The sequence below is a fragment of the Acinetobacter sp. G11 genome, from assembly GCF_049808495.1.
GTDB lineage: Bacteria > Pseudomonadota > Gammaproteobacteria > Pseudomonadales > Moraxellaceae > Acinetobacter > Acinetobacter kookii.
In genome coordinates this window covers 1-784 of sequence record NZ_JBNCAT010000083.1, presented here as the reverse complement: position 1 = coordinate 784, position 784 = coordinate 1, and the positions used below count along the sequence as shown (strand labels likewise).

Genomic DNA, 784 nt, shown 5'->3' with positions numbered 1-784 from the left:
CGAAAAAGGAGTGTAATGCTATGACGGTTATGGATATGTACACAGAAGCAAAGAAGGATGGAATTACTAGTACTTGGCTGTTAATCGAGTACCTTGTGTTCGAAAGAAAAGCGATTACCTTCGCTGATGGAATGGACAAGCTTAGTTACTTCTTTGAAGAAAGGTTCAGAAACAAGATGAATGAGTACCTGGTGGATTACATGATACAGCGCGGAATTAATGCGGCAGCGTAAGGGTGATGAGAAATGGATAAAGATGCAGATAAATTGAAGGATTTGTACGCAAGAGCAGCGGGGCTGGATGAAAGTCTTCCTGGTGACTTGCTACAAAAGTTAAAAATATACGGCGACATCCTTTCACTGACGGGAAAATTACACGCAGCAGCGCTAAGTGATTGGAAAATGGCTGAAGCGATTCGGAAAGAAACAATATCGAAATGCTTTACTTACAATCCGAACGGAACGGCAAAGGAACGTGAAATGCAAGCGGAGTTTGCAGCAAGTGAACATAGAAAAGCGGAAGCGCAAGCGGAAGCGTCATGTATGAGATGGAGAAATGCTTATAACTCAACAACAGAAATTATAAACATTTTGAAGATACAACTAAGGGATATGAAAGATTTAAATAGCGGAGGCGTTTAAAATGGTCGATCAGCTATCACTTGAAGATATATTAGGACCTTTTAATTGTGAAGCAAAGAGTACAGCGGAGAAATTCTTAGCGAAGCCACAGGGAATCCCTACTTATGCCGTGGATTTCTACGATAAAGACTTAAGACAAAAGT

Annotated in this window: 2 protein-coding genes; both read left to right on the top strand. The window is 40.7% G+C overall.

The window, feature by feature from the left end:
* A partial coding sequence (locus ACPUEY_RS14085) for a hypothetical protein (RefSeq protein ID WP_425122471.1) occupies window positions 1–233 on the top strand: 233 nt, incomplete at its 5' end.
* 12 nt (window positions 234–245) lie between these two features.
* A complete protein-coding gene (locus ACPUEY_RS14080) occupies window positions 246–641 on the top strand; it encodes a hypothetical protein (protein ID WP_425122470.1) in 396 nt (131 codons plus the stop codon).
* Window positions 642–784 lie beyond the last annotated feature (143 nt).